This is a genomic window from Dyella sp. SYSU CM1112 (assembly GCF_058216415.1).
Genome location: NZ_JBZEGI010000114.1, coordinates 1 through 284 on the forward strand (window position 1 = coordinate 1; position 284 = coordinate 284).

The following is a 284-nucleotide window of genomic DNA, read 5'->3' on the forward strand; positions in this document are numbered from 1 at the left end:
TATGTGCCCGAAGTGAGCGTGGGTTATCGTTACGACACGCACAACGCCGCGACCCCGATCGTGCAGGTTACCGCCCAGGATGGAACCGTGTTCGAACTGCCAGGCGCAACGCAAGGACGGGGCATGGGCACGGCGAGTGCACGCATCACGGCGGAAGCGGGTGCTTCATGGAGCCTCTATGTGGACTACCATGGATTCTTCGGTAGCCGTTTACACGACAACGCGCTGAGTTTTGGTCGATCACCGGGTCGTGCTGCGCCAAGAAGCGCAGCAATGGCTGCTGC

1 protein-coding gene is annotated in these 284 nt (G+C 60.9%); it reads left to right on the forward strand.

Features of this window, described 5'->3' with window-relative positions:
- A partial coding sequence (locus AC4HNJ_RS21860; protein WP_490481723.1) for a hypothetical protein occupies positions 1–284 on the forward strand: 284 nt, incomplete at both ends.